Annotated in this window: 21 protein-coding genes; 11 read left to right on the top strand and 10 right to left on the bottom strand. The window is 45.0% G+C overall.

The genetic code is table 11. The annotated features are described in order from the left end of the window. Positions 1-244: 244 nt before the first annotated feature. From MSG33_RS10540 to MSG33_RS10520, 5 genes are all read right to left on the bottom strand, one after another. Positions 245-922, bottom strand: a complete 678-nt coding sequence (locus tag MSG33_RS10540) for an LrgB family protein (protein WP_005377888.1) — start codon at positions 920-922, stop codon at positions 245-247. 1 nt (position 923) lies between these two features. Continuing rightward, the gene (locus MSG33_RS10535; protein ID WP_005397786.1) at positions 924-1,298 is read right to left on the bottom strand and encodes a CidA/LrgA family protein; all 375 of its coding nucleotides are present in this window, start codon (positions 1,296-1,298) and stop codon (positions 924-926) included. 55 nt (positions 1,299-1,353) lie between these two features. Then, complete coding sequence (gene sbcB / locus MSG33_RS10530) at positions 1,354-2,775, bottom strand: exodeoxyribonuclease I (RefSeq protein ID WP_005397785.1); 1,422 nt, start codon at positions 2,773-2,775, stop codon at positions 1,354-1,356. 156 nt (positions 2,776-2,931) lie between these two features. Then, positions 2,932-4,305, bottom strand: coding sequence for an L-cystine transporter (locus MSG33_RS10525; RefSeq protein WP_054867346.1), 1,374 nt, complete (start codon positions 4,303-4,305; stop codon positions 2,932-2,934). Positions 4,306-4,505: 200 nt separating this feature from the next. Then, positions 4,506-5,195: an NAD(P)H-binding protein gene (locus MSG33_RS10520; protein WP_248380986.1), complete on the bottom strand. Its 690-nt coding sequence runs from the start codon at positions 5,193-5,195 to the stop codon at positions 4,506-4,508. Between the two features lie 247 nt (positions 5,196-5,442). Between MSG33_RS10520 and cobT the strand changes: the two genes are divergently transcribed. The 8 genes from cobT to btuD all read left to right on the top strand — a co-directional run bounded on the left by cobT (position 5,443) and on the right by btuD (position 13,508). After that, positions 5,443-6,486: a nicotinate-nucleotide--dimethylbenzimidazole phosphoribosyltransferase gene (gene cobT, locus MSG33_RS10515; protein WP_104971589.1), complete on the top strand. Its 1,044-nt coding sequence runs from the start codon at positions 5,443-5,445 to the stop codon at positions 6,484-6,486. Next, the gene (locus MSG33_RS10510) at positions 6,486-7,292 is read left to right on the top strand and encodes an adenosylcobinamide-GDP ribazoletransferase (protein ID WP_248380984.1); all 807 of its coding nucleotides are present in this window, start codon (positions 6,486-6,488) and stop codon (positions 7,290-7,292) included. Before cobT ends, MSG33_RS10510 begins: the two co-directional genes overlap by 1 nt. Next, positions 7,289-7,822 (top strand): bifunctional adenosylcobinamide kinase/adenosylcobinamide-phosphate guanylyltransferase, encoded by a 534-nt coding sequence (gene cobU, locus MSG33_RS10505; RefSeq protein ID WP_005397778.1) that lies wholly within the window; start codon positions 7,289-7,291, stop codon positions 7,820-7,822. Before MSG33_RS10510 ends, cobU begins: the two co-directional genes overlap by 4 nt. An 11-nt stretch (positions 7,823-7,833) precedes the next feature. After that, positions 7,834-8,448: an alpha-ribazole phosphatase gene (cobC, locus tag MSG33_RS10500; RefSeq protein ID WP_074191208.1), complete on the top strand. Its 615-nt coding sequence runs from the start codon at positions 7,834-7,836 to the stop codon at positions 8,446-8,448. A gap of 128 nt (positions 8,449-8,576) precedes the next feature. Then, entirely contained in the window at positions 8,577-10,373 is a 1,797-nt protein-coding gene (locus MSG33_RS10495) for a M3 family oligoendopeptidase (RefSeq protein ID WP_248380982.1), read from the top strand. 274 nt (positions 10,374-10,647) lie between these two features. After that, positions 10,648-11,676: a succinylglutamate desuccinylase gene (locus tag MSG33_RS10490; RefSeq protein WP_104974210.1), complete on the top strand. Its 1,029-nt coding sequence runs from the start codon at positions 10,648-10,650 to the stop codon at positions 11,674-11,676. Positions 11,677-11,758: 82 nt separating this feature from the next. Then, a complete protein-coding gene (gene btuC, locus MSG33_RS10485; protein WP_248380980.1) occupies positions 11,759-12,754 on the top strand; it encodes a vitamin B12 ABC transporter permease BtuC in 996 nt (331 codons plus the stop codon). Continuing rightward, entirely contained in the window at positions 12,741-13,508 is a 768-nt protein-coding gene (gene btuD / locus MSG33_RS10480) for a vitamin B12 ABC transporter ATP-binding protein BtuD (RefSeq protein WP_248380977.1), read from the top strand. The genes btuC and btuD overlap by 14 nt, the downstream gene beginning before the upstream one ends. A 69-nt stretch (positions 13,509-13,577) precedes the next feature. On the opposite strand, the gene MSG33_RS10475 is transcribed toward btuD, so the two are convergent. From MSG33_RS10475 to MSG33_RS10465, 3 genes are all read right to left on the bottom strand, one after another. Beyond that, positions 13,578-14,153: a nucleoside triphosphate pyrophosphohydrolase family protein gene (locus MSG33_RS10475; protein WP_164666161.1), complete on the bottom strand. Its 576-nt coding sequence runs from the start codon at positions 14,151-14,153 to the stop codon at positions 13,578-13,580. A 110-nt stretch (positions 14,154-14,263) separates the two neighbouring features. Beyond that, positions 14,264-14,836: a DUF1415 domain-containing protein gene (locus MSG33_RS10470; RefSeq protein ID WP_164666160.1), complete on the bottom strand. Its 573-nt coding sequence runs from the start codon at positions 14,834-14,836 to the stop codon at positions 14,264-14,266. Between the two features lie 89 nt (positions 14,837-14,925). Beyond that, the gene (locus MSG33_RS10465; RefSeq protein ID WP_248380973.1) at positions 14,926-16,149 is read right to left on the bottom strand and encodes an MFS transporter; all 1,224 of its coding nucleotides are present in this window, start codon (positions 16,147-16,149) and stop codon (positions 14,926-14,928) included. 106 nt (positions 16,150-16,255) lie between these two features. Here MSG33_RS10465 and MSG33_RS10460 point away from each other — a divergent pair, with 106 nt between their 5' ends. Further along, on the top strand, positions 16,256-17,125 hold the full coding sequence (locus tag MSG33_RS10460) for a LysR family transcriptional regulator (RefSeq protein ID WP_248380971.1): 870 nt from the start codon (positions 16,256-16,258) through the stop codon (positions 17,123-17,125). 27 nt (positions 17,126-17,152) lie between these two features. On the opposite strand, the gene MSG33_RS10455 is transcribed toward MSG33_RS10460, so the two are convergent. Then, positions 17,153-17,383 carry a glutaredoxin family protein gene (locus MSG33_RS10455; RefSeq protein WP_005377871.1) on the bottom strand — a complete coding sequence of 77 codons (231 nt, stop codon included), beginning with the start codon at positions 17,381-17,383 and terminating at the stop codon, positions 17,153-17,155. Between the two features lie 138 nt (positions 17,384-17,521). On the opposite strand from MSG33_RS10455, the gene MSG33_RS10450 reads away from it, so the two are divergent. Then, the gene (locus MSG33_RS10450; protein ID WP_248380969.1) at positions 17,522-18,037 is read left to right on the top strand and encodes a M48 family metallopeptidase; all 516 of its coding nucleotides are present in this window, start codon (positions 17,522-17,524) and stop codon (positions 18,035-18,037) included. Beyond that, complete coding sequence (rlmF, locus tag MSG33_RS10445; RefSeq protein WP_225461596.1) at positions 18,024-19,151, top strand: 23S rRNA (adenine(1618)-N(6))-methyltransferase RlmF; 1,128 nt, start codon at positions 18,024-18,026, stop codon at positions 19,149-19,151. Before MSG33_RS10450 ends, rlmF begins: the two co-directional genes overlap by 14 nt. Before the next feature lie 85 nt (positions 19,152-19,236). On the opposite strand, the gene MSG33_RS10440 is transcribed toward rlmF, so the two are convergent. After that, positions 19,237-19,557 (bottom strand): hypothetical protein, encoded by a 321-nt coding sequence (locus MSG33_RS10440; protein ID WP_005397755.1) that lies wholly within the window; start codon positions 19,555-19,557, stop codon positions 19,237-19,239. Positions 19,558-19,613 lie beyond the last annotated feature (56 nt).

Below are 19,613 nucleotides of genomic sequence, written 5' to 3'. Positions count from 1 at the left end.
ACGCTGGGATATGTTAATTACGATGCCTACATGTCCACACAACGTTATTCCTAGATATCTAAGCAACGTTGAGTCAGTAATATTGCACTGAATGTTGAAGTTATTAGTGTGTATCTCGTCAGAGTACCTTAACGATCTTACTAGAACGGGTTGTTAGATGAGGTAATACAGAATTTTGGAAGGGATAAGGAAGAAACGGGAAGGCCACGGCCTGCCGGAAGGAGGGCAGACCGAGAGCGCTTAACTATTGATATAGCCAGACAGCCAAAGCAAAAAAGCTTGGAGCCAAAATAGAAGTGATGATGCCGCATAAAACCAATGCGAGTGATGAGAACGCGGCATCAATGGGCTGTTTCTCTGCACATGTCGCGGTGCCTAAGGCATGAGACACAGTACCCATTGTTAGGCCACGTGCAATCGGGTGTTTAATTCCAATTAAGTTGTAAATTGGGTATGCCAAAATCGCGCCCAATAAACCAACAATCAGAACCAAGATCGCCGCAACGGCAGCTTCACCACCGAGGTGACTCGAAATTTCCATTGCTATTGGCGTAGTGACGGATTTACCCACTAGACTTGCGATTAAACTGATATCCGCTTTGAAAGCGACTGCGATCAAGGTGGTTGTCATCATCGACATCACACTGCCTACTGTGCAAGCAAAAGTGATGATTCGCCAGTTTGCTTTAATCTGTGGTAGTTGTTCATATAACGGGTAAGCCAGAGCAACTACGGCTGGTTGAAGTAAAAAACTGATCCCTTCGTTATCCGCATAATACGTTTCAAACGGTACATTTAAGTAAGTAAGCAAAGGAATGAGCACTGCAATACTGATTAGCAAAGGATTTGCTAGAGGATTATTCACTTTGATTGCGATTTGGCGCGCGACAAGAAAAACCGCAATGGTAACAACTAACCACATATCAGTGCTTCTCCTTTAGCAAGTAGTCCAGCAGCCAAGCGAGGCTGACCAGTACAATGAGTGAGCCTCCAACTGCGCTAGCAATGATAGGGAGGGCATTAGCGAGTAACATATCGAAATGTTGCATTAATCCCACGCTAATAGGAACGAACAACAAAATCATGTAGCGGATAAATAGCGTGGCGCCCGGTTTGACCCAATCGACCTTTACAAGCCCAAGAGTCATGGAGAAAAACAGTACGAGCATACCGATGACACTTCCTGGGACGGAAACGCCAGTGAACTTTTGAATGGTAATTCCGATGCCAAGCGCCCCCATGATGAGGAAGATTGAAATGAGCAGTTGGATCAGTTGTAAGAATCGTTCTTTAATCATTTTGACAGTATATAAACAACAAGCACACCATAAGGTGCGCTTGTATTGGGAGGAGTTAAGAAGCTAAGCTCTCTACATAACGGTACACGGATTTTAATATCGCAATCTTCTTTTCGTCACTTTCATGTTCGTGAACTAAGTTTTCTAAATTCAGCATGTACTCTTCAATTTGGCTTTCAAACACTTCTCGACAGTGTAATGCCCAGCGTCTCTGTTCTTGCTCGTCTAATGTGCCTGGGAAGTTACGCGCACGATAGCGGAACAACAGAGGTTTAATGCGCTTGTCATCAAATTCAATGTCCAATGCGGCAAGATTGTTCGGGTCGGTTTCTCGAATGATATCCATGGCTGCGCGATCGGCCGGAGAGAAGAATCCGTCGTAAAGTTGCGTATCGACGTCATCACTTTTATCGAATTTACGCTCGACTGAAAAGAGGCTAATCAACTTTTCTCTAATTTCAGGATGTTGGCGCAACAAAGCGAGATTAGCGAGACATTGCTGGCGATCAATGCCAATAGACTCCGCATTTTCAGCCGTTAACGTTTTTGCAGGGGCGAGAATAGGGCATTTGTTTAAATGAACTAACTTAACAGGCACTGGTAGCAATTCACCAAGATCTTCTCGCTTAGTGTAGAGTCTTTCGTGTAGCTCTTCTGCGGATAGCTCTAGAATAGGCTGAGGGTCTTTCGCTAAATCGATAGTGATAACGGCGTTATTATTGGTTGGGTGCCAAGCAACAGGCACAATCCAGCTAGTGTACTGGCATTCGCGCCCTAGCATGCCTGAAACGTGCATCAACGGCGTCATGTTGACGATGTCGACTAATTCATTCAGCTTGCGCTTTTGGCGCATAGAAAAGAAGTAGTCAAACAATTTTGGTTGCGCTGCTTTGACTTTTTTCGCCATTTCGATAGTCGCAATCACGTCTGCCATCGCATCGTGCGCGTTACTATGTTCTATGCCGTTAGCAACAGACAAGTGCTCTAATTTAAAACTAGTGAAGCCATCTTCGTTTTCTGGCCACTCTACGCCTTCTGGGCGAAGGGCGTGGCACGCGCGTAATACATCGAGTAAATCCCAACGCGAGTTACCGTTTTGCCAACTCCATGCGTATGGGTCGATAAAGTTACGATAACAAGTATAACGGGTCACTTCGTCATCAAAGCGAATGCTGTTGTAGCCTAAACTGGTTGTATTTGGTTTCGCGAGTTCAGCGTGAATCTTAGCGATAAACTCAGGCTCAGAAAGGCCTTCTTGAACCGTTTTTTGCGGAGTAATACCAGTAATAAGCGCAGCTTCAGGAGACGGAAGATAATCAGCAGGTGGCTGGCAGTACATGACTAAAGGTTCGCCGATGATATTGAAGTTTTCATCTGTGCGGACACCAGCGAACTGGCTTGGGCGATCTTTCGCGGGGTTTGTTCCCCATGTCTCATAATCAAAGAAGAAAAAAGTGGGCTGATTATCTTGGTGCATTCTGCTTACCGTTTACAAAACCGATGACAGTATTAGACCATTCAACGCCTTGACTAGCAACGAAAGATGCAAGTTGAATTTTTGAAAATGAAAAAGCCGATGGCGAACCATCGGCTTGATATTTTACGTTTTATTGCTTGGGAAGTAGTTTGAGCTTTACGCTCGTGTTTCTTCCAATGCTGTTTCGCTTTCTGGTGACTTCAACACTCGGCTAGCAATTGTACCCGCAGTCATTGATCCTGAAACGTTCAGTGCGGTACGGGCCATATCGATCAATGGTTCAATAGAGATAAGCAGCGCCGCGATGGTCACAGGCAAGCCCATTGCAGGAAGAACAATCAATGCTGCAAACGTCGCGCCGCCACCCACACCAGCGATACCAAATGAACTGATGGTGATAATCGCAATCAATGACAGGATAAAGTGCAGATCCAGTGGGTTGATGCCCATTGTCGGAGCTACCATCACTGCCAGCATTGCAGGGTAGATACCTGCACATCCGTTTTGGCCGATAGTGGCACCAAACGATGCTGATAGGTTTGCAATCGCTGGTGGAACGTTAAGCTTGGTGATTTGCGCTTCTACGTTTAGTGGGATCGTTGCTGCTGAGCTACGAGATGTAAACGCGAAGGTCAGTACAGGCCAGATTTTCTTAAAGTATTCCGCAGGGCTAACGCCGACAAACGAGACTAATACGCCGTGAACAACAAACATCAGAGCGATAGCAACATAAGACGCCACAATAAAGCCAAGTAGGTTTAGGATGTCGCCTGCGCTTGATGTTGCTACCACTTTTGCCATCAGTGCTGCGATGCCGTATGGCGTTAACGCCATGATCATCTTCACTAATCGCATAACGATTGACTGAGCTGCTTCTACGAAAGTACGAATCGGTGATTCTAACTCTGCTTTTTCCATCATCACTTTGCGAGCGGCGATACCGGTTAACACGCCGAAAATCACAACAGCGATAATTGAGGTCGAGCGAGCACCTGTTAGATCAGCAAATGGGTTGGTTGGAATGAAGCTAACTAGCATTTGAGGAATAGTCAGGTCACTTACTGTACCAGCACGGCTTTCTAAAACGGCGATACGAGCGGTTTCACGCGCGCCTTCAGTTAACCCTTCTGCTGACAGGCCAAATGTCGTTGTCACCAAGATACCGATAAGTGCAGCAATTGCAGTCGTTACTAGAAGAACAGAGATGGTCAGGCCAGAAATTTTACCTAATGATCCACCTTTCTCCAATTTAACAACTGCAGAGATCATCGATACCAATACTAGTGGCATGATGACCATTTTCAGTAGACCAACGTAGCCACTGCCTACAATGCCTACCCATTCAAGTGTTTGAGCAATTGCGCTGTTGCCTTCACCGTGAATGAGTTGCAAAGCAAGACCAAAAAGAGAACCAGTAACAAGACCGATTAAAACGAGACGAGAGAGTGTGTGTTTCTTTTGTTGTTGGTTAAATAGAAAGAACAATATGCCAACAAAGACGGCTAGAGAGGCTATCACTGCAAAATTCATAATCTGACCTTATCAACCTGCCGAAATGGCGGTTGTTTTTTATACGGGGTTTTATACGGATTTGTTTATGGGGCGTAAGATAACGCTCGCGATATAACTTTAAAAATGACAAACGGGTATTAGCTAGATCTAAAATGAATATAAAAACGAGATCTAAGTCGCGTGAGAGTGTGAATTAGCACGTTAAATGTACAAAATGGTTATTCGTAGTGATGCAGTAAGTCACGCATTTCTTGCCTTTGTAAGTAAACCACCGAGTCTTCTTGATAACTGAAAAGTTGATAAATCATCGCTTTGGCGACATCTTCCGCTCGAATAGGTAAAAAGTTGGACAGTTTGCCAAGCATGAGTGGGCGAATTACCTTAAACAGAATTTGCACTAACTTCTCGTCCGTTCTTGGACTTTGACGTTGACCAACAAGCGGGCCTGGGCGAACAAACACAATTTCCTCAAAACCCATAGCTTCGATTCGTTGTTCCATTTGTCCTTTACAGGCTAGGTAATGGGATGGCGATTTACTATTTGCACCAAGGCTAGAAACAACCGCAAGGCGTTTGACTCCGATCGTTTTCATCTGTTGGGCGACTTTACACACCAGATCAACATCTACTCTACGTAAATTATCCTTACTGCCTGCTTGCTTAAGGGTTGTGCCTAAACAGATAAAGCCGATGGTCGGTGTTGGTTGATTCTCATCCCATTGGTGGATAGAGAGGTCGGCATCAATGAGAGGGACAAGCTTTTTGTCCGCATCTATGACGCCATCGAGTGGGCGACGAGAAAGATAATATAAGGTACCAACACCTGATTGATTTATGAGGTTTGTAATGACTTTTGAACCGACTAAGCCAGTCGCCCCAGCGATGATGGCGCAGGTGTTGTTATCCATGTCCTTTCTCCTATATGGGAATATAGCCTAAGCTATTGTAGCGGATTTCAAGGAGTTACTTATAATCGAATGCTCGAAAGGTGAGACGCTCTGCGAACTCAGTAGACTTTCCTAACAGAAATCTGATTAGCGCTGCCCCAAGCGGATGCAAGGGTATACAATAGTGGACGCTCAAAACTGGGGCTGAGCAAGATTTCTTAATCAATGGAACACCTCTCACCCAGACAACATCAAAGGAACGTAAAAAATGGATGACTCTTTTGCAGTGGAGATACAAGCGCGCATAGATAACAAAACCAAACCCGTCGGTTCTTTAGGCTTATTGGAAAAGGTGGCACTACAGCTAGCTCTTATTCAAAGTCAGGATAAACCTCAGCCAGTTGATTCCATCGCTATCTGTAAACCGAGCATGCTGGTATTTGCTGGAGATCACGGCGTTGCAGAGGAGGGCGTAAGCATTGCGCCAAGCGAAGTCACTCAGCAAATGGTGGCTAACTTTCTCGCCGGCGGCGCAGCCATCAACTGCTTTTGCGACATCAATGGCATCCAACTCAAAGTAATAGATTGCGGCATGTTGGCACCTATTGATGTGCTGGTTCCAGAATTTAAGTTTCATCCAAACTTGGTTGAACAACGGTTGGGTAACGGTACGGTTAATTTCTCTAAACAATCAGCGATGTCCCCAGAACAAGTGGCGCTAGGTTTAGAGTATGGTGCGAAGATTGCTGAGCAAACCATTTTGTCTGGCTCAAATCTATTGATGTTCGGTGAGATGGGCATTGGTAACACCAGTTCGGCTTCCGCACTGTTATCGGCGCTGAGTTCATTAGATATTGATTATTGTGTTGGCGTTGGCACCGGAATCAATCAACAACAGTTGAGCCGCAAATATAAACTGGTTGCACAGGGAGTAAACCGATGTCGAGGTCTTGATACTAAAGCGATTCTCGCACAGGTTGGAGGCTTTGAAATCGTACAAATGGTAGGCGCTTTTTTAGAAGCCAAGCGGCTTAAAACCCCAGTTTTAGTGGATGGATTTATCGTATCGGTTGCTGCGTATATTGCAACGTTGCTAGACGAAGAAGCGCGCGAATACATGTTGTTTGCCCACCGCTCCGAAGAAAATGGACATAAGTTTGTATTAGAGTACCTAAAAGCAGAACCTCTACTCGATCTTGGTTTACGATTAGGGGAGGGAACCGGAGCCGCTCTTGCCTTACCCTTGTTAAAAGCTGCTGCCCAGTTTTACAACAAGATGGCGAGTTTTGAGAGTGCAGGAGTTACAGTATAGTGTCAGTCCCTGATAATTCTGAGAACGTCACGCCATTATCGTTAAGATACCAGTGGGAGTTGTTTCTATTAGCTATCAGTTTTTTTAGCCGCTTACCCGTACCCCAAGCGTTGCCATACAGTGAAGAACGCATGAATCAGGCCGGACGTTATTTCGCGTTAGTTGGTCTCGTACTTGGAGCGCTTTGTGCTCTGGTATTTTCGCTCACTTCAATTCTTTTCCCAGAATCGGTTGCCATAGTATTAACAATGGTGTTTAGCTTATTGTTAACAGGGGCATTTCACGAAGACGGCTTGACTGATATGGCGGATGGCATTGGCGGTGGTATGACTGTCGAGCGACGCCTCTCTATTATGAAGGACAGCCGCATTGGCACTTATGGTGCAGCCACTCTCATTATGGCGTTATTGGCTAAGTATGTTTTTTGGAGTGAACTGGCTAACTTGCCGCAGTTTTGGTTGGTCATTGTCGTCGCTTATACCGCAAGCCGAGCACTAGCCGCGACGCTTATTTATGACATGCCTTATGTCAGTGACAGTGATACGTCGAAAAGTAAACCGCTGGCAAATAGCCAGTCTTCTTTAGAAGTCTCCATTTTGTTGTTTACTGGTGGCATAACATTGCTTGTGCTTGGTATCACGCAGGCGATCTTTATATCGCTTGTTCTCGTGGTATTTCGTTTGATGTTCAAACGTTGGTTAATCAAGCGAATTGGCGGCTTCACGGGGGATTGCCTTGGCGCAGCGCAGCAGCTATCGGAACTGCTTGTTTATCTCACTATGATTGGGTTTTATCACATCTCATGAAGCAATTGATACTCGGTGGCGCGCGCTCTGGGAAGTCGCATTTGGCGGAAAAAACAGCCAAGCAATTATCGACCACTTCTCAACACTCATTACATTATGTTGCAACCGCGCTGCCATTTGACCAAGAAATGCGAGAGCGAATAGCGCATCATCAAAAGCAACGAGGGGGCGAGTGGCAAGAGCATGAATGCCCCCTTCATTTATCTGAGTTACTGACAAATTTCGCTAACACCGATGTTGTGCTGGTCGATTGTTTAACCTTGTGGCTCAATAATTGGATATTTGAGTTAGGTGATGAATGTTCCAATGAGAAGCTAGAAGCAGAAATTGAAAAGCTTATACAGGTGGTACGTGGCTCAGATGCGACGTTAATATTCGTCTCTAACGAGGTTGGAATGGGTATTGTGCCTTTGGGGGCGGTTAGTCGTTACTTTGTGGATAATGCAGGACGGATGAATCAAAAACTAGCCAGTGTTTGCCATCGTGTTACCTTTGTTGCTGCTGGTTTGCCGTTGGTTCTTAAAGAGTAGGATGGAACAAAATGAAAACACTCAATATCTATCTTGTGCGTCATGGAAAAGTAGATGCTCCACCAGGACTCCATGGCCAAACAGATGTAAAAGTTACGCCTGCTGACCAAGAAAGCATTGCTCGGGCTTGGATCGAGAGTGGACGAGGTGTGGGTGGAGTGATTTGTTCTCCTCTTTCACGTTGTCAAGAACTGGCAAATATAATTGCTGAACAGCAATTATTACCAGTAATGACGGATGAATCTTTACAAGAGATGGCATTTGGTGATTTTGATGGTATGCCTTTTGATATGCTCACTGAGCAGTGGAAAAAGCTAGATGCTTTTTGGCAATCGCCAGCACAACATACGTTGCCGAACGCTGAGAGCTTAAGCACATTTTCTGAGCGCATATGTCGCGTTTGGTCTCAAATCATCAACGATATCAATGACAATCTACTTATCGTCACGCATGGTGGCGTCATTCGTATGATTCTTGCTCATGTATTGGAGTTAGATTGGCGTAACCCCAAGTGGTATTCGACGTTGTCGATAGGAAACGCTTCTGTCACGCATATAACAATTACCATAGATGAGCAAATTTACGCCTCGGTGCGTTCGATTGGCGTACCTCTTTTAACTCGTTAATTTATAATTATTAAAATGCCCAAAGCGATACTGCTTATGGGCATAGTCACGGAAGATGTCAGTGGAAGCCCATCTGCTAGGTGCAGGAAGCGAAAATTGACTCAGTTACATAAAAAGGAAATATAGAAATGACAACGCCGAGTTGGGATTTGTCCATCGTTTATAACGACCTTTCTGACCCACGAATTCAAGACGATATTGCTCTTGTGGAACAATGTATTGATCTTTTGAATAAACAATCAGCAGATTGCGGCAACGTAGAGATCATGCAAAATGCGATTTTGACCAATGAAGCCGCGAGTCGTTTAGCGGGCACAGTTGCAAATTTTGCGAGTTGTTATGCTTCTGTTGATGCAACAAACGCCGAAGCGAAATCGTTACTTGGTAAAATGACCCGCATCTTTTCGGAGCTTTCTCAAGCGTTCAGTCCCTTTGATTTGACACTAACGCATGCCGACGAAGAGTTTATCTTGCGTGTGTTAGACCATGAGAATCCAGATATCAGTGGGCAAGCTTTTTCTATCTTGAATTCTAGAAAGTTGGCGGATACTCGTCTTAGCAACGCAGAAGAACAGTTACTGGCTGCGATGAGTGTGGATGGTAAATCGGCTTGGGGTAACCTATACGATAACCTGACTGGCTCATTGAAAGTGAAGCTTGAGTACGCAGATGGTAAGAGTGAAGAGCTTGGGTTTTCTCAAGCGGCAAGCATTCTTTATGGTTCTGAATTCGAGCGTCAAGAAGCCGCGTGGCGAGGCGTACAAGATGCAATGCAAACGCACCAAGAATCATTCGCTGCAATTTTGAATGCGTTAGCAGGATGGCGTTTAACTGAAAACAAAAAGCGTTCGACGAAGCGTGAAGTTCACTTCCTCGAGCCGAGTTTGCATGGTAGCCGTATCCAAGCTGAAACTTTAAATGCGATGATGACAGTAGCCAAAGACAGTCGAGCTATTGGTCAGAAAGCGGGTTTATTGATGGCGCAAGTACATGGTCTGGATGAGATGAAACCTTGGAATCATCTGGCGGCTATGCCTGCTTTGAGCGGTGAAGCGAAGGTTTACGACTTTGATGAAGCGATTGATGTTATTTGTGAAGCATTTGAAACAGTAAACCCTGAGATGTCGGAATTTGTCCGTTTGATGGTACAAAATGGTTGGATTGATGCCGCGCCAAATGCTAACAAGCGTCTTGGCGCATACTGCACCAAACTGCCAGCAACGCGAACACCACTTGTGTTTATGACTTGGAGTGGTAGTCGCTCAGACCTGATGACTCTGGCACATGAACTTGGCCATGCGTTTCATAACTGGGTTATTCGTGATTTGCCACTTTGCCAAACTTACTATCCAATGACGTTAGCAGAAACCGCCTCTATTTTTGCAGAAAACATCGTTCGTGATCATTTGATTTCGAAAGCGGAGAGCGTCGATGAAAAGCTAGAGATGTTGTGGGAAGAGTTGTCATCTGCGCTAGCTTTAATGATCAACATTCCGGTTCGCTATGAGTTTGAGAAATCGTTCTATGAACGCCGCCAGGATGGAGAGTTAACCGCAGATGAATTCTGTGAGTTGATGTCTGAAACTTGGAAACAATGGTATGGCGACGTAATGAGCGAGCCGGATCCGTACTTCTGGGCAAGCAAGCTGCACTTTTCTATCGATAGTGTGAGTTTTTATAACTACCCATACCTGTTTGGTTTCTTATTCAGCAAGGGTATTTATGCACAGCGAGAAACCAAAGGAGAAGCGTTTTACACCGATTACATCAATTTGCTGCGCGATACCGGCTGCATGATGGCGGAAGATGTTGTCGAAAAGCATCTGTCGATGGATTTAACCCAACCAACGTTTTGGCAGCAGAGCGTTGAGCTAGTGCGTGAAAAAGTCGATGAGTTTGAGCGTTTGCTCGCACAGCGCGGCTAAGTTTTTCGCATTGTTGATGCATAATCTGCTTTATAGCTACAAAAATTTGATCAAATCATAATGATCTTAATCAGGGCTGTGGTAAAGTTCACAGCCCTAACACTTTGTAATTGTTTAAAAATTAAACGCCTCAATGCTTGATTTGAGTGCCTGGCGCGAAAAGGTATCGGATTTTCGAGGGAAATAGTGATTTCTACTCATAAGTGAGATCGCAGCAACAAAAATCCTTTGTACAATTTATTAACATACCCGCCGTGTTATTAAGGAGTAACGCATGACGAAGTCTCTCTTTCGCCAATCGTTTTTAACTGACACGTTAGATGTTCATATCGATGTTGCACCAGCGGAGCAGGTGCTTTCTAACGGTGTAAAACTTAAACTCTATCAGCGTGGTGTATTAGAAGTAATCCCTGCGAATTATACTCAGGATACGAAGAACATCATCATCTCTTGTGGGGTTCACGGAGATGAAACCGCACCGATGGAGCTGGTGGATTCCATTATTCAAGACATAGAATCTGGGTTCCAGACGGTCGATGCCCGTTGTCTATTCATTATCGCTCATCCAGAATCCACTCTGGCGCACACGCGATTCCTTGAAGAAAACCTCAACCGTCTTTTTGACGAAAAAGAACACAAGCAGACAAAAGAGCTTGTCATCGCTGATACGCTAAAGCTGCTTGTTCGCGATTTCTATCAGGATACCGACCCGACAACACGCTGGCACCTTGATTTACACTGCGCGATTAGAGGTTCGAAGCACTATACGTTTGCAGTAAGTCCTAAGACTCGTCATCCTGTGCGAAGCAAGGCATTAATCGACTTCTTGGACAGTGCACACATTGAAGCTGTGCTCTTGTCAAACTCACCATCGAGTACGTTTAGCTGGTACAGTGCCGAGAACTTTGGTGCGCAAGCTCTCACAATGGAGCTTGGTCGTGTGGCTCGTATTGGTGAAAATGACCTCGATAAATTGACTGCGTTTGATTTGTCTTTACGTAATTTGATTGCGGAAACGAAGCCAGAACACCTACCAAAACCATGCATTAAATATCGCGTAAGTCGCACAATCGTTCGCCTGAACGAAGACTTTGACTTTATGTTCGACGACAATGTTGAAAACTTCACTTCATTTGTTCACGGCGAAGTGTTTGGTCATGATGGCGACAAACCATTAATGGCGAAGAACGAAAACGAAGCGATTGTCTTCCCGAACCGCCATGTCGCAATAGGTCAACGTGCAGCTCTGATGGTTTGTGAAGTGAAAACCCGTTTTGAAGAGGGCGAGTTGGTTTACGATTAATCCAACATTGCTTTGAGAAGTTAATTGCAATTTACCGAGGCTTAACTGTAAGGTTAAGCCTCGTTTGTTTTTATCGGCCGCTATGGATTTTCAACAACTTATCCTGAACAAGGAACGACGCTGGCAACGTAACCTGATGGTTATGTCGATCGTGCTCGCTGTACTCTCTGCCATTCACTTGATGGTCGGAGAAATTTTCCTTTCTCCTTTTCAATCCTTATCTGCATTTGAACAGAAGTTATTGGTGGACTTGCGTTTACCAAGGTTAGTGTCTGCGGCAATTATTGGTGCTGCGTTAGCGGTATCTGGCGCGACGTTACAAGTGTTGCTTGGGAACGTGTTGGCTGAACCCGGCGTGCTTGGTATATCTGGTGGTGCAAGCTTAGCAATGGTCTTAATCATGTTCGCGTCACCTGTTCTTCCCACCCCGATTGTTTTTATGTTGGCAGCGATTGCAGGCTCGATGGTGTTCACGTTTGTTTTGGTGGCGATAGCAAGGGCAATGCACCTGACGACGGCTCGATTGCTTTTGGTTGGTGTCGCATTGGGTATTTTATCGAGCGCGATTGTGACGTGGGCATTTTACTTCAGTGATGATCTCAGCTTACGCCAACTGATGTATTGGTTAATGGGCAGCATTGGTGGCGCAAGTTGGTATCAACATACCGTTACCTTGGTGATGCTGCCGATGCTTATCTGGTTGTGTTGTAAAGGCAAGTCGCTTGATAAATTGATGCTGGGTGAGATTCATGCGACCCAATTGGGTGTCGATGTACATCAAATGCGTTGGAAACTGATCCTAGCCATTTCTGTTTTGGTAGGTAGTTCAGTCGCTTTGGGGGGCATCATCAGCTTTGTTGGCTTGGTGGTACCGCACTTGTTGCGTTTGGCTTTTGGTACAGAAAGCCGTTATTTATTGCCACTTTCTGCAATATCTGGCGCAGCGTTACTTGTATTTGCTGATATCGGCGCAAGACTGTTATTGGACTCCGCTGAGTTACCTTTAGGTGTCATGACAACATCGATTGGCGCACCCATTTTCATCTGGATGCTGGTGAAGAGTCATGATGCACGTTAAACATATATCGGTTGGTAGTCGATTATTGCCTCTTTCTTTTGAATGCAAAGCAGGCGAAATCGTACATGTCGTTGGGCCTAATGGTTCAGGTAAGAGTACTTTATTGGCTGCGATTTCTGGTACGTTAAGCTACCGAGAGGGTATGAGTGGTGAAGTGTACGTTGGCGACAAAAACTTGCTTACTTTACCGTTGTCAGAGCAAGCTCATGTTCGAGGTTATTTGTGTCAGCAATCACGCCCTGCATTTAATGTCGATGTTTTTCAGTATCTCGCCCTATCTCTACCGAGTGGCGCTGAGATTGCGGATATCAAAGTGCGTGATGCCGTCAATATGGTGGTGGAGCTGGTACAGCTGCAAGATAAGCTTCATCGCAGTATTCAAACATTATCCGGCGGTGAGTGGCAACGTGTCCGATTAGCAGGTGTATGTTTGCAGGTGTGGCGTACCATTAATCCTTTTTCGCAGTTTTTAATTTTGGATGAGCCAGCAGCACCGTTAGATATTGCGCAAGAGGGTCTGCTCTATCAATTGATTAACGCTATGGCGGCGCAGGGAATTGGAGTATTGGTTGCTAATCACGATCTCAACCGCACATTAAAGCACGCAGATAAAGTATTGCTGCTTAACAACGGTGTGCTGCACTCATCAGGAAATGCCGATACTGTGCTAACGGAAGAAGCGCTCGGGGAAGTGTTCAATACTCAAGTCAAAAAGGTCATCGTAGATGAGCAACCTTATTTAATCTTTGATTAGTATTTAAGGGACAATAAAAAACGACCTTCTTGAGGTCGTTTTTTTAATCGAGATAGCCAAACTCAACGCTTACTGAGTTAGCGGTTTTAGATCTGCTGGGCGGTAGTAAACTGATTTGAGTACTTTGCCTTTACGAATGGTTTTACCTTCCGATACGAAATCTTCGGCACATTTTGCGATGATGTATTCACCTTTCTGTACCGCCATCAACTTGATGCCTTGTTCCGCGTAGAATGCCTCTGTTTCTGAGTACTCTTGCTCGTTACGGCATACTTTGCTCATGTTGCTTGAGTGCACTTCATCCCAGCAAGGAATAAATTCAATACCACGGTTTACTGCAACGTTTAATAGAAGATCAATTAAGTAGCTGATCGCTAGGTTGTCTTCTAATTTGCTGTGGCCAAGATGAACGAGACGGCCCATTAATACATACACGCTGTCTACGATGGCATCTGCTTGCTCAGTTTTACAATCTGCTTCTGCTAGCTCTGTTAGCTCTTCGATCGCCAAAGAGGTGTGTAGTGTGTCTGCTTGCGCATCAAGGCTTGCAGCGTCTGCGACTGGTAAGTCGAACGTACTACGGAACTCGGTGATATCACGGTATAAGTGATCAAAAATCTCTTGGGTTAGCTTTGACAGTTGCATTCTAATTTCCATTGAATCGATTGAAGCGGCAATGATACCAAACCGCTCTTTGAACCCCAAGGGCATTGAATCCAACTGGTGATAAATCTGCCTTTGGGTAATGGTGGTGCTTAATGAAATAGGTAAGGAAACAGCTTTTTACGTTCTTCCTCTGAAAGGGCGGAAACACGAGCGATGTTCGTATCGGGAATGGATTCAGGATCAGGATAGTGTTTTAGTACCTTTTCCATACTCTCTTCGCGAATCAAATGGAAGATTGGGTAAGGAGAACGATTGGTCAGGTTTTCGTCGTCTTCAGGTCTTGCGCCGCCAAAACAGTAATCAGGATGGAAAGTCGCCACTTGGAAAATGCCTTCCCAGTTTTGTTGCTTAATTAATCCTTCAACCCAATCGATACAAAAGTTGTAGTCCCAGAAATCTTGTAGCATGTTGGGAACCACAACCAACGTGGTCTCAAGTTGTTCGGGTTCTGTGTTACTCAGCTCAATCAGCTGCAATAAAATATCTTCAAGAAGCGCTTCTTCTTGAGTCGCTTCACTAACAAAGATTTTGATTTGTTTATTACGTTGCGGTTTGGCAGCAAACGGACAAAGGTTGAGTCCGATTACCACATCGTTGAGCCATTGATCGACCTGTTGAGTGATCGCTTCGATATCTGTGTTTTGTGTTGAACGCGTTGACATACGACTTTCTGGTTTTTATTAAAGTAGCGCAAGCATAGCAGAGTTGGTTATCCAAGTAACCAGAGAGGTATTACGCAAATGAGCTTACCCTAGCTACTCTTTAAACTCGCTGCGTCAGGTGTTTGGTCAGTGTGCTTTCTTTCGGCGATGTGTTTCAAATACGCAATCGCAGCAAACATCGCTAGGTAGACTGCGCTTCCCCCCAGAAGAACACTCGACCAACCACCATGTTGCCAACAATAAAGAAGTAAGAATCCTCCCAAACTACCGCCTACATAGTAGTGTACTAAGTAGAGCGCTGTCGCGGTGGCTTTGGCGCGAGTGGCATTCTGACCGACCCAACCGTAGGCGAGGGTATGAGTAAAGAAGGCACCAAAACTTATCAGCAACAACCCAGCTAGCATTGCGGTCAGGCTCTCAACCGCAGCAATCCACATTCCCGTCATGCTCACTATCGCGCCTAAGAACATACCTAGGATTGAGGAATAACGTTTACTCCAGTGGCCTGCACAACGAGAGGAGAAAGTCCCTCCCAAGTAACAAATAAAGATCAGTGAGGCCAACCCGACGGGCACATTGTGAGGTTCACTCACCAGACGGAAACCCATTACGGAATAAAGGTTGACGAACAAAGCAAAGTTGAGTCCTCCTATCAGCATCGCGAACCACACGCGTTGGTTTTTAAAATGACCAATAAGCGCACGATTTTGATGGCGCAAACTGCTTGATGACGGGGTGAAGTTGCGCTGTGTTGGCAATAAATAGTGAACACCAATGACACCAAGAAGAGTGAACACCATCATAACTTCAATGGCGACATCAACACTGAAATTGTCCGCCAATAAGCCGCCGCTAATACGCCCTGCAATACCGCCTAATGAGTTAGCCGCAATGTACGTTCCAATTGCCATCGAGAAAGCGTGCTTGTCGAGCTCTTCTGCCATGTAAGCCACGGCGACCGCAGCAAAAGCCGCGAGCGCGACACCGATCAGTGCTCGACATACCACCAAAAACAGGAATGAGTCACCAAACAGCATCAAAGCGGAAAGGGTAGGAATCGAAAACAGACCGGCCATCATGACTGGCTTTCGTCCCACTGATTCTGATAACACAGCCATTGGAACGAGGCTGAAAGAGAGAGCGAGTGTTGAGGCCGCAAATAACCAGTTCACTTGCGTTTCTGAGATCGTGAAAATTTGGGCAAAAGTGGGCAGCATTGGCTGTAGTAGGTATAAATTTGAAAAAACCAAGAAGGAACCAAGCGCTAGAGAGAGCGTAATGCGTTTGTATTCCGGTGTGCCAAAACTGACCATGAATCCTGCCTAATGTGAGCAAATGGAGAGACTGTGATCAATCTATCAGTTCGTTATAAATTAAAAAAATATATTAAAAATATGGACACCATATATTTTTGATCTAATGGAATCGAAACAACTTAAACATTTTCTGGCGGTCGCTGAACATGGAAACATTACCCATGCGGCGAAAGCCCTGCATATTGCCCAGCCAGCATTAAGCATTTCTATCAAAAAGTTTGAGCAGTCTTTGGGCGTTACCCTATTTCGCCGTGATGATAAAAAAATCAGCTTAACGAAAGAGGGCGAAACGCTACTTGTACATGCCAAGCGGGTGATTCAACAGTTGCACGACGCGCAGCTCGCGATTGATGAGTTGAAAGGTTTAGCGAAAGGCGAAGTACGACTCGGGACGCCATCAATGATGGGCAGTTATTTCTTTCCACGAATTGTGATGGCGTTTAAAAGCCAGTTCCCGGAGTTAAAATTGACCTTGGTCGAAGCTGGGACTCAATCGATTCGTCGTATGCTGCTTAATGGTCAACTCGATATCGGTGTGATCAGTTGTGATAACGTGCCTGATGACCTAGAAACTGACCATTTATTTACTAGCCAAATGGTCGCCGTTGTTTCACCTGAGCATGAGTTAGCCCAGCGAGACTCTCTTACTTTTGATGAGTTCTTTGAACATGATTTGGTTATGTTTCAGCATGGCTATTTTCACCGCGAATTTTTGGATCAGGTGAGTGAGGAGCATGGGTTTACCATGAAGTCATCATTCGAAACCAACTTACTGCCTTTGATTTTGAGTATTGTGAAACAAGAGTTTGCGATTACCGCGTTACTGGAATTGGTGACTCAAAATGAATCGGGCGTTGTTGGCCTACCGTTTGAACCACCAGTGACGCTGGATCTGGCACTTGCTTGGCGCAAGCAGGGGTATTTATCAATAGCAGATCGAACGTTTATCGACTTTATCAAGCGCTACGTTTAAACGCAGCGCAGATTCATTGTTCGAGCACTAGTCGCCTTTGTACATCTTCTCGAAGTTCTTTGGGTTCCAGCCAATCATTACCCGATCACCAATTTTTAAAACTGGCACTGAACGAGCACCAAGCGCATCAAGTTCTTTGCGACCGCGTTGCATCTTAGCATTGCACAAACGATAGTTAATATTTTTCGAATCCAGATAACGTTGAGCATCTTTGCAGTGAGGGCATTTGTCTTTGACGTAAAGGACGACACGTTTCATTGAGTTTCTCTCCATTATCATTGGGAGGCGAAGTTTAACGACCTTTCACCATAAATGAAAGGCGAAAGCTAAGGTGAAACTGTCCTTTATCTCAGGTATATTGAGCGCCTTTATTTTGTCATAACAGACGTTAATTCTATGCATCCGTCACTTCGATACATTCAAGGCTACCCACAAAACATCGTAGAGCAGGTGAGCTCATTGATAGCGAGTGGCAAGTTTGTTCCTTGGTTCGAAAAGCGTTATCCCGATAGGCACCAAATCAAAAGCGAAAGGGCGCTCTATGAGTACGCCATGGCAATCAAAAACCGCTACATGAAGAAAGCCGCGCCAATCAGTAAAGTTGTCTACGATAAGAAAATTCACGCGGTAAACAACGCGCTTGGTTTGCACAGTGTAATCAGTAGAAACCATGGCGGTAAGCTGAAGTCGAAAAACGAGATTCGCATTGCCAATGTATTTAAAGATGCGCCCGAGCCACTATTAAGAATGCTGGTGGTACATGAGTTGGCACATACTCGTGAGAAAAACCACGACAAGGCGTTCTATCAGTTATGTTGCTACATGGAGCCTGAGTATCACCAACTCGAATTTGATGCTCGTTTGTTTATGACTTACCTCGATTTAAAAGCGAATTTGAATGAAGAACAATAATCACAACGCGAAGCAAGCAAAGCCAAAGACTTCAAAGGCGGCTCAGAATAAAGACGCGAATAAAGCCAAGCCGAAGCGTGTTAAAGACAAAGTTGCGCGCAAATCCCCGCAGCCTGCAGGAAAGAGCGAAGTCGAGTTCATAAAAATAGCGAAGAATGGTTTGCATGAGCGTAATGCTCATCGAGGTCGTTACGATTTTAAAAAACTTGTGGAAAGTGAACCACAGTTAAAGCCATTCGTTATCAAAAATCCGAAAGGGGAAGATTCCATAAACTTCTCTGATCCTAACGCGGTTAAAATGCTCAATAAAGCATTGCTTGCTGCGTATTATGGTATCGAGTTCTGGGACATTCCCGACACCTACCTTTGCCCACCGATTCCGGGCCGCGCTGATTACATTCACCGAGTGGCAGAACTACTTGATAGTGAAGTAAAAGGTCAGTACGCGCACCAAAAAGTGAAAGCGTTGGACATTGGCGTGGGAGCAAACTGTATTTATCCGATTGTTGGTGTAACAAAATACGGTTGGCACTATACGGGCAGCGATGTCGATCCAAAATCCATCCAATCGGCTCAAACGATCGTAGAGCACAATCGTGTTTTGACGGGAAAAATTGCACTGGTACAGCAACACAATGATGCCAATATTTATCTAGGTATCATTCAACCGAATGATCGTTATGATGTGACGACATGTAATCCGCCATTCCACCGTTCGGCGGAAGATGCCGCTATGGGCAGCCAGCGTAAAATCGATAATCTAAAAGCAAACCAGCGTAAGAAAGGACTAAAACCTCAAACCACACAAGTAAAGACAAGTAAGCCGGCGTTGAATTTTGGCGGTCAAAACGCTGAATTGTGGTGTGAAGGCGGAGAAGCGGCGTTTATCCGAAAAATGGCGAATGAAAGCCAAGCTTTTGCTGCGCAGGTCTTGTGGTTTACAACACTTATATCCAAAAAAGACAACGTTCGCCCGATGCGCAAGCAGCTTGAAAAATTGGGTGTGAAAGCCATTCGTGTGGTTGAAATGAGCCAAGGACAGAAAGTGAGCCGCTTTGTAGCTTGGTCATACATGGATAAACAACAGCGTAAAGCATGGATGGAATTAAAGTAACGTTGACCGTTTCACACTGAACAATAAAGTAGGAAGCCCGCTGATATCAGCGGGCTTCTATTTTGGGAGATCTAAAACTTGAGATCTAAAACTTAATGATGGGCTCACAATCTAGTGAACTGAGAGAGACAAAAGTATCTGTTTTGGCATAGTACAAGCCACAGGTTTCACCTCTTATCTGCAACGTATATTGGTCTGGAAGATCCGTATAGCTGCCATCCAACAGTTGATTGTTGTTCCCTTTTACTCGTCCTTTTTCAATCAACAAATGCGGTGAGGATTCAAATACGTTATTTGCGATTCTAGGTGCTGGTGTCCCTTGGATTTCTGCGATCGCGTTTTGAATCTCTATGACTGTTTCCGGAGAGTTCTTTTTACTCAATGCTTCAACGGGTTCTTGTGACATAGCTTGGCATCCTATCAAAGAAATCGAAGTGCCTAAGAAAAGCGCAACCCGAATCA

It is taken from the genome of Vibrio sp. 1CM7H (genome assembly GCF_023161645.1).
Classification (GTDB): Bacteria; Pseudomonadota; Gammaproteobacteria; order Enterobacterales; family Vibrionaceae; genus Vibrio; species Vibrio diabolicus.
This window is presented reverse-complemented; position numbering and strand designations above follow the sequence as displayed.

What these genes read in the sequence shown, in the direction of transcription:
- MSG33_RS10540 (WP_005377888.1), bottom strand. Translation starts at nt 922, where the DNA reads ATGTGGTTAGTTGTTACCATTGCGGTTTTTCTTGTCGCGCGCCAAATC.
- MSG33_RS10535 (WP_005397786.1), bottom strand. Translation starts at nt 1,298, where the DNA reads ATGATTAAAGAACGATTCTTACAACTGATCCAACTGCTCATTTCAATC.
- sbcB (WP_005397785.1), bottom strand. Translation starts at nt 2,775, where the DNA reads ATGCACCAAGATAATCAGCCCACTTTTTTCTTCTTTGATTATGAGACA.
- MSG33_RS10525 (WP_054867346.1), bottom strand. Translation starts at nt 4,305, where the DNA reads ATGAATTTTGCAGTGATAGCCTCTCTAGCCGTCTTTGTTGGCATATTG.
- MSG33_RS10520 (WP_248380986.1), bottom strand. Translation starts at nt 5,195, where the DNA reads ATGGATAACAACACCTGCGCCATCATCGCTGGGGCGACTGGCTTAGTC.
- cobT (WP_104971589.1), top strand. Translation starts at nt 5,443, where the DNA reads ATGGATGACTCTTTTGCAGTGGAGATACAAGCGCGCATAGATAACAAA.
- cobU (WP_005397778.1), top strand. Translation starts at nt 7,289, where the DNA reads ATGAAGCAATTGATACTCGGTGGCGCGCGCTCTGGGAAGTCGCATTTG.
- cobC (WP_074191208.1), top strand. Translation starts at nt 7,834, where the DNA reads ATGAAAACACTCAATATCTATCTTGTGCGTCATGGAAAAGTAGATGCT.
- MSG33_RS10495 (WP_248380982.1), top strand. Translation starts at nt 8,577, where the DNA reads ATGACAACGCCGAGTTGGGATTTGTCCATCGTTTATAACGACCTTTCT.
- MSG33_RS10490 (WP_104974210.1), top strand. Translation starts at nt 10,648, where the DNA reads ATGACGAAGTCTCTCTTTCGCCAATCGTTTTTAACTGACACGTTAGAT.
- btuC (WP_248380980.1), top strand. Translation starts at nt 11,759, where the DNA reads ATGGATTTTCAACAACTTATCCTGAACAAGGAACGACGCTGGCAACGT.
- btuD (WP_248380977.1), top strand. Translation starts at nt 12,741, where the DNA reads ATGATGCACGTTAAACATATATCGGTTGGTAGTCGATTATTGCCTCTT.
- MSG33_RS10475 (WP_164666161.1), bottom strand. Translation starts at nt 14,153, where the DNA reads ATGCAACTGTCAAAGCTAACCCAAGAGATTTTTGATCACTTATACCGT.
- MSG33_RS10470 (WP_164666160.1), bottom strand. Translation starts at nt 14,836, where the DNA reads ATGTCAACGCGTTCAACACAAAACACAGATATCGAAGCGATCACTCAA.
- MSG33_RS10465 (WP_248380973.1), bottom strand. Translation starts at nt 16,149, where the DNA reads ATGGTCAGTTTTGGCACACCGGAATACAAACGCATTACGCTCTCTCTA.
- MSG33_RS10460 (WP_248380971.1), top strand. Translation starts at nt 16,256, where the DNA reads ATGGAATCGAAACAACTTAAACATTTTCTGGCGGTCGCTGAACATGGA.
- MSG33_RS10455 (WP_005377871.1), bottom strand. Translation starts at nt 17,383, where the DNA reads ATGAAACGTGTCGTCCTTTACGTCAAAGACAAATGCCCTCACTGCAAA.
- MSG33_RS10450 (WP_248380969.1), top strand. Translation starts at nt 17,522, where the DNA reads ATGCATCCGTCACTTCGATACATTCAAGGCTACCCACAAAACATCGTA.
- rlmF (WP_225461596.1), top strand. Translation starts at nt 18,024, where the DNA reads ATGAAGAACAATAATCACAACGCGAAGCAAGCAAAGCCAAAGACTTCA.
- MSG33_RS10440 (WP_005397755.1), bottom strand. Translation starts at nt 19,557, where the DNA reads ATGTCACAAGAACCCGTTGAAGCATTGAGTAAAAAGAACTCTCCGGAA.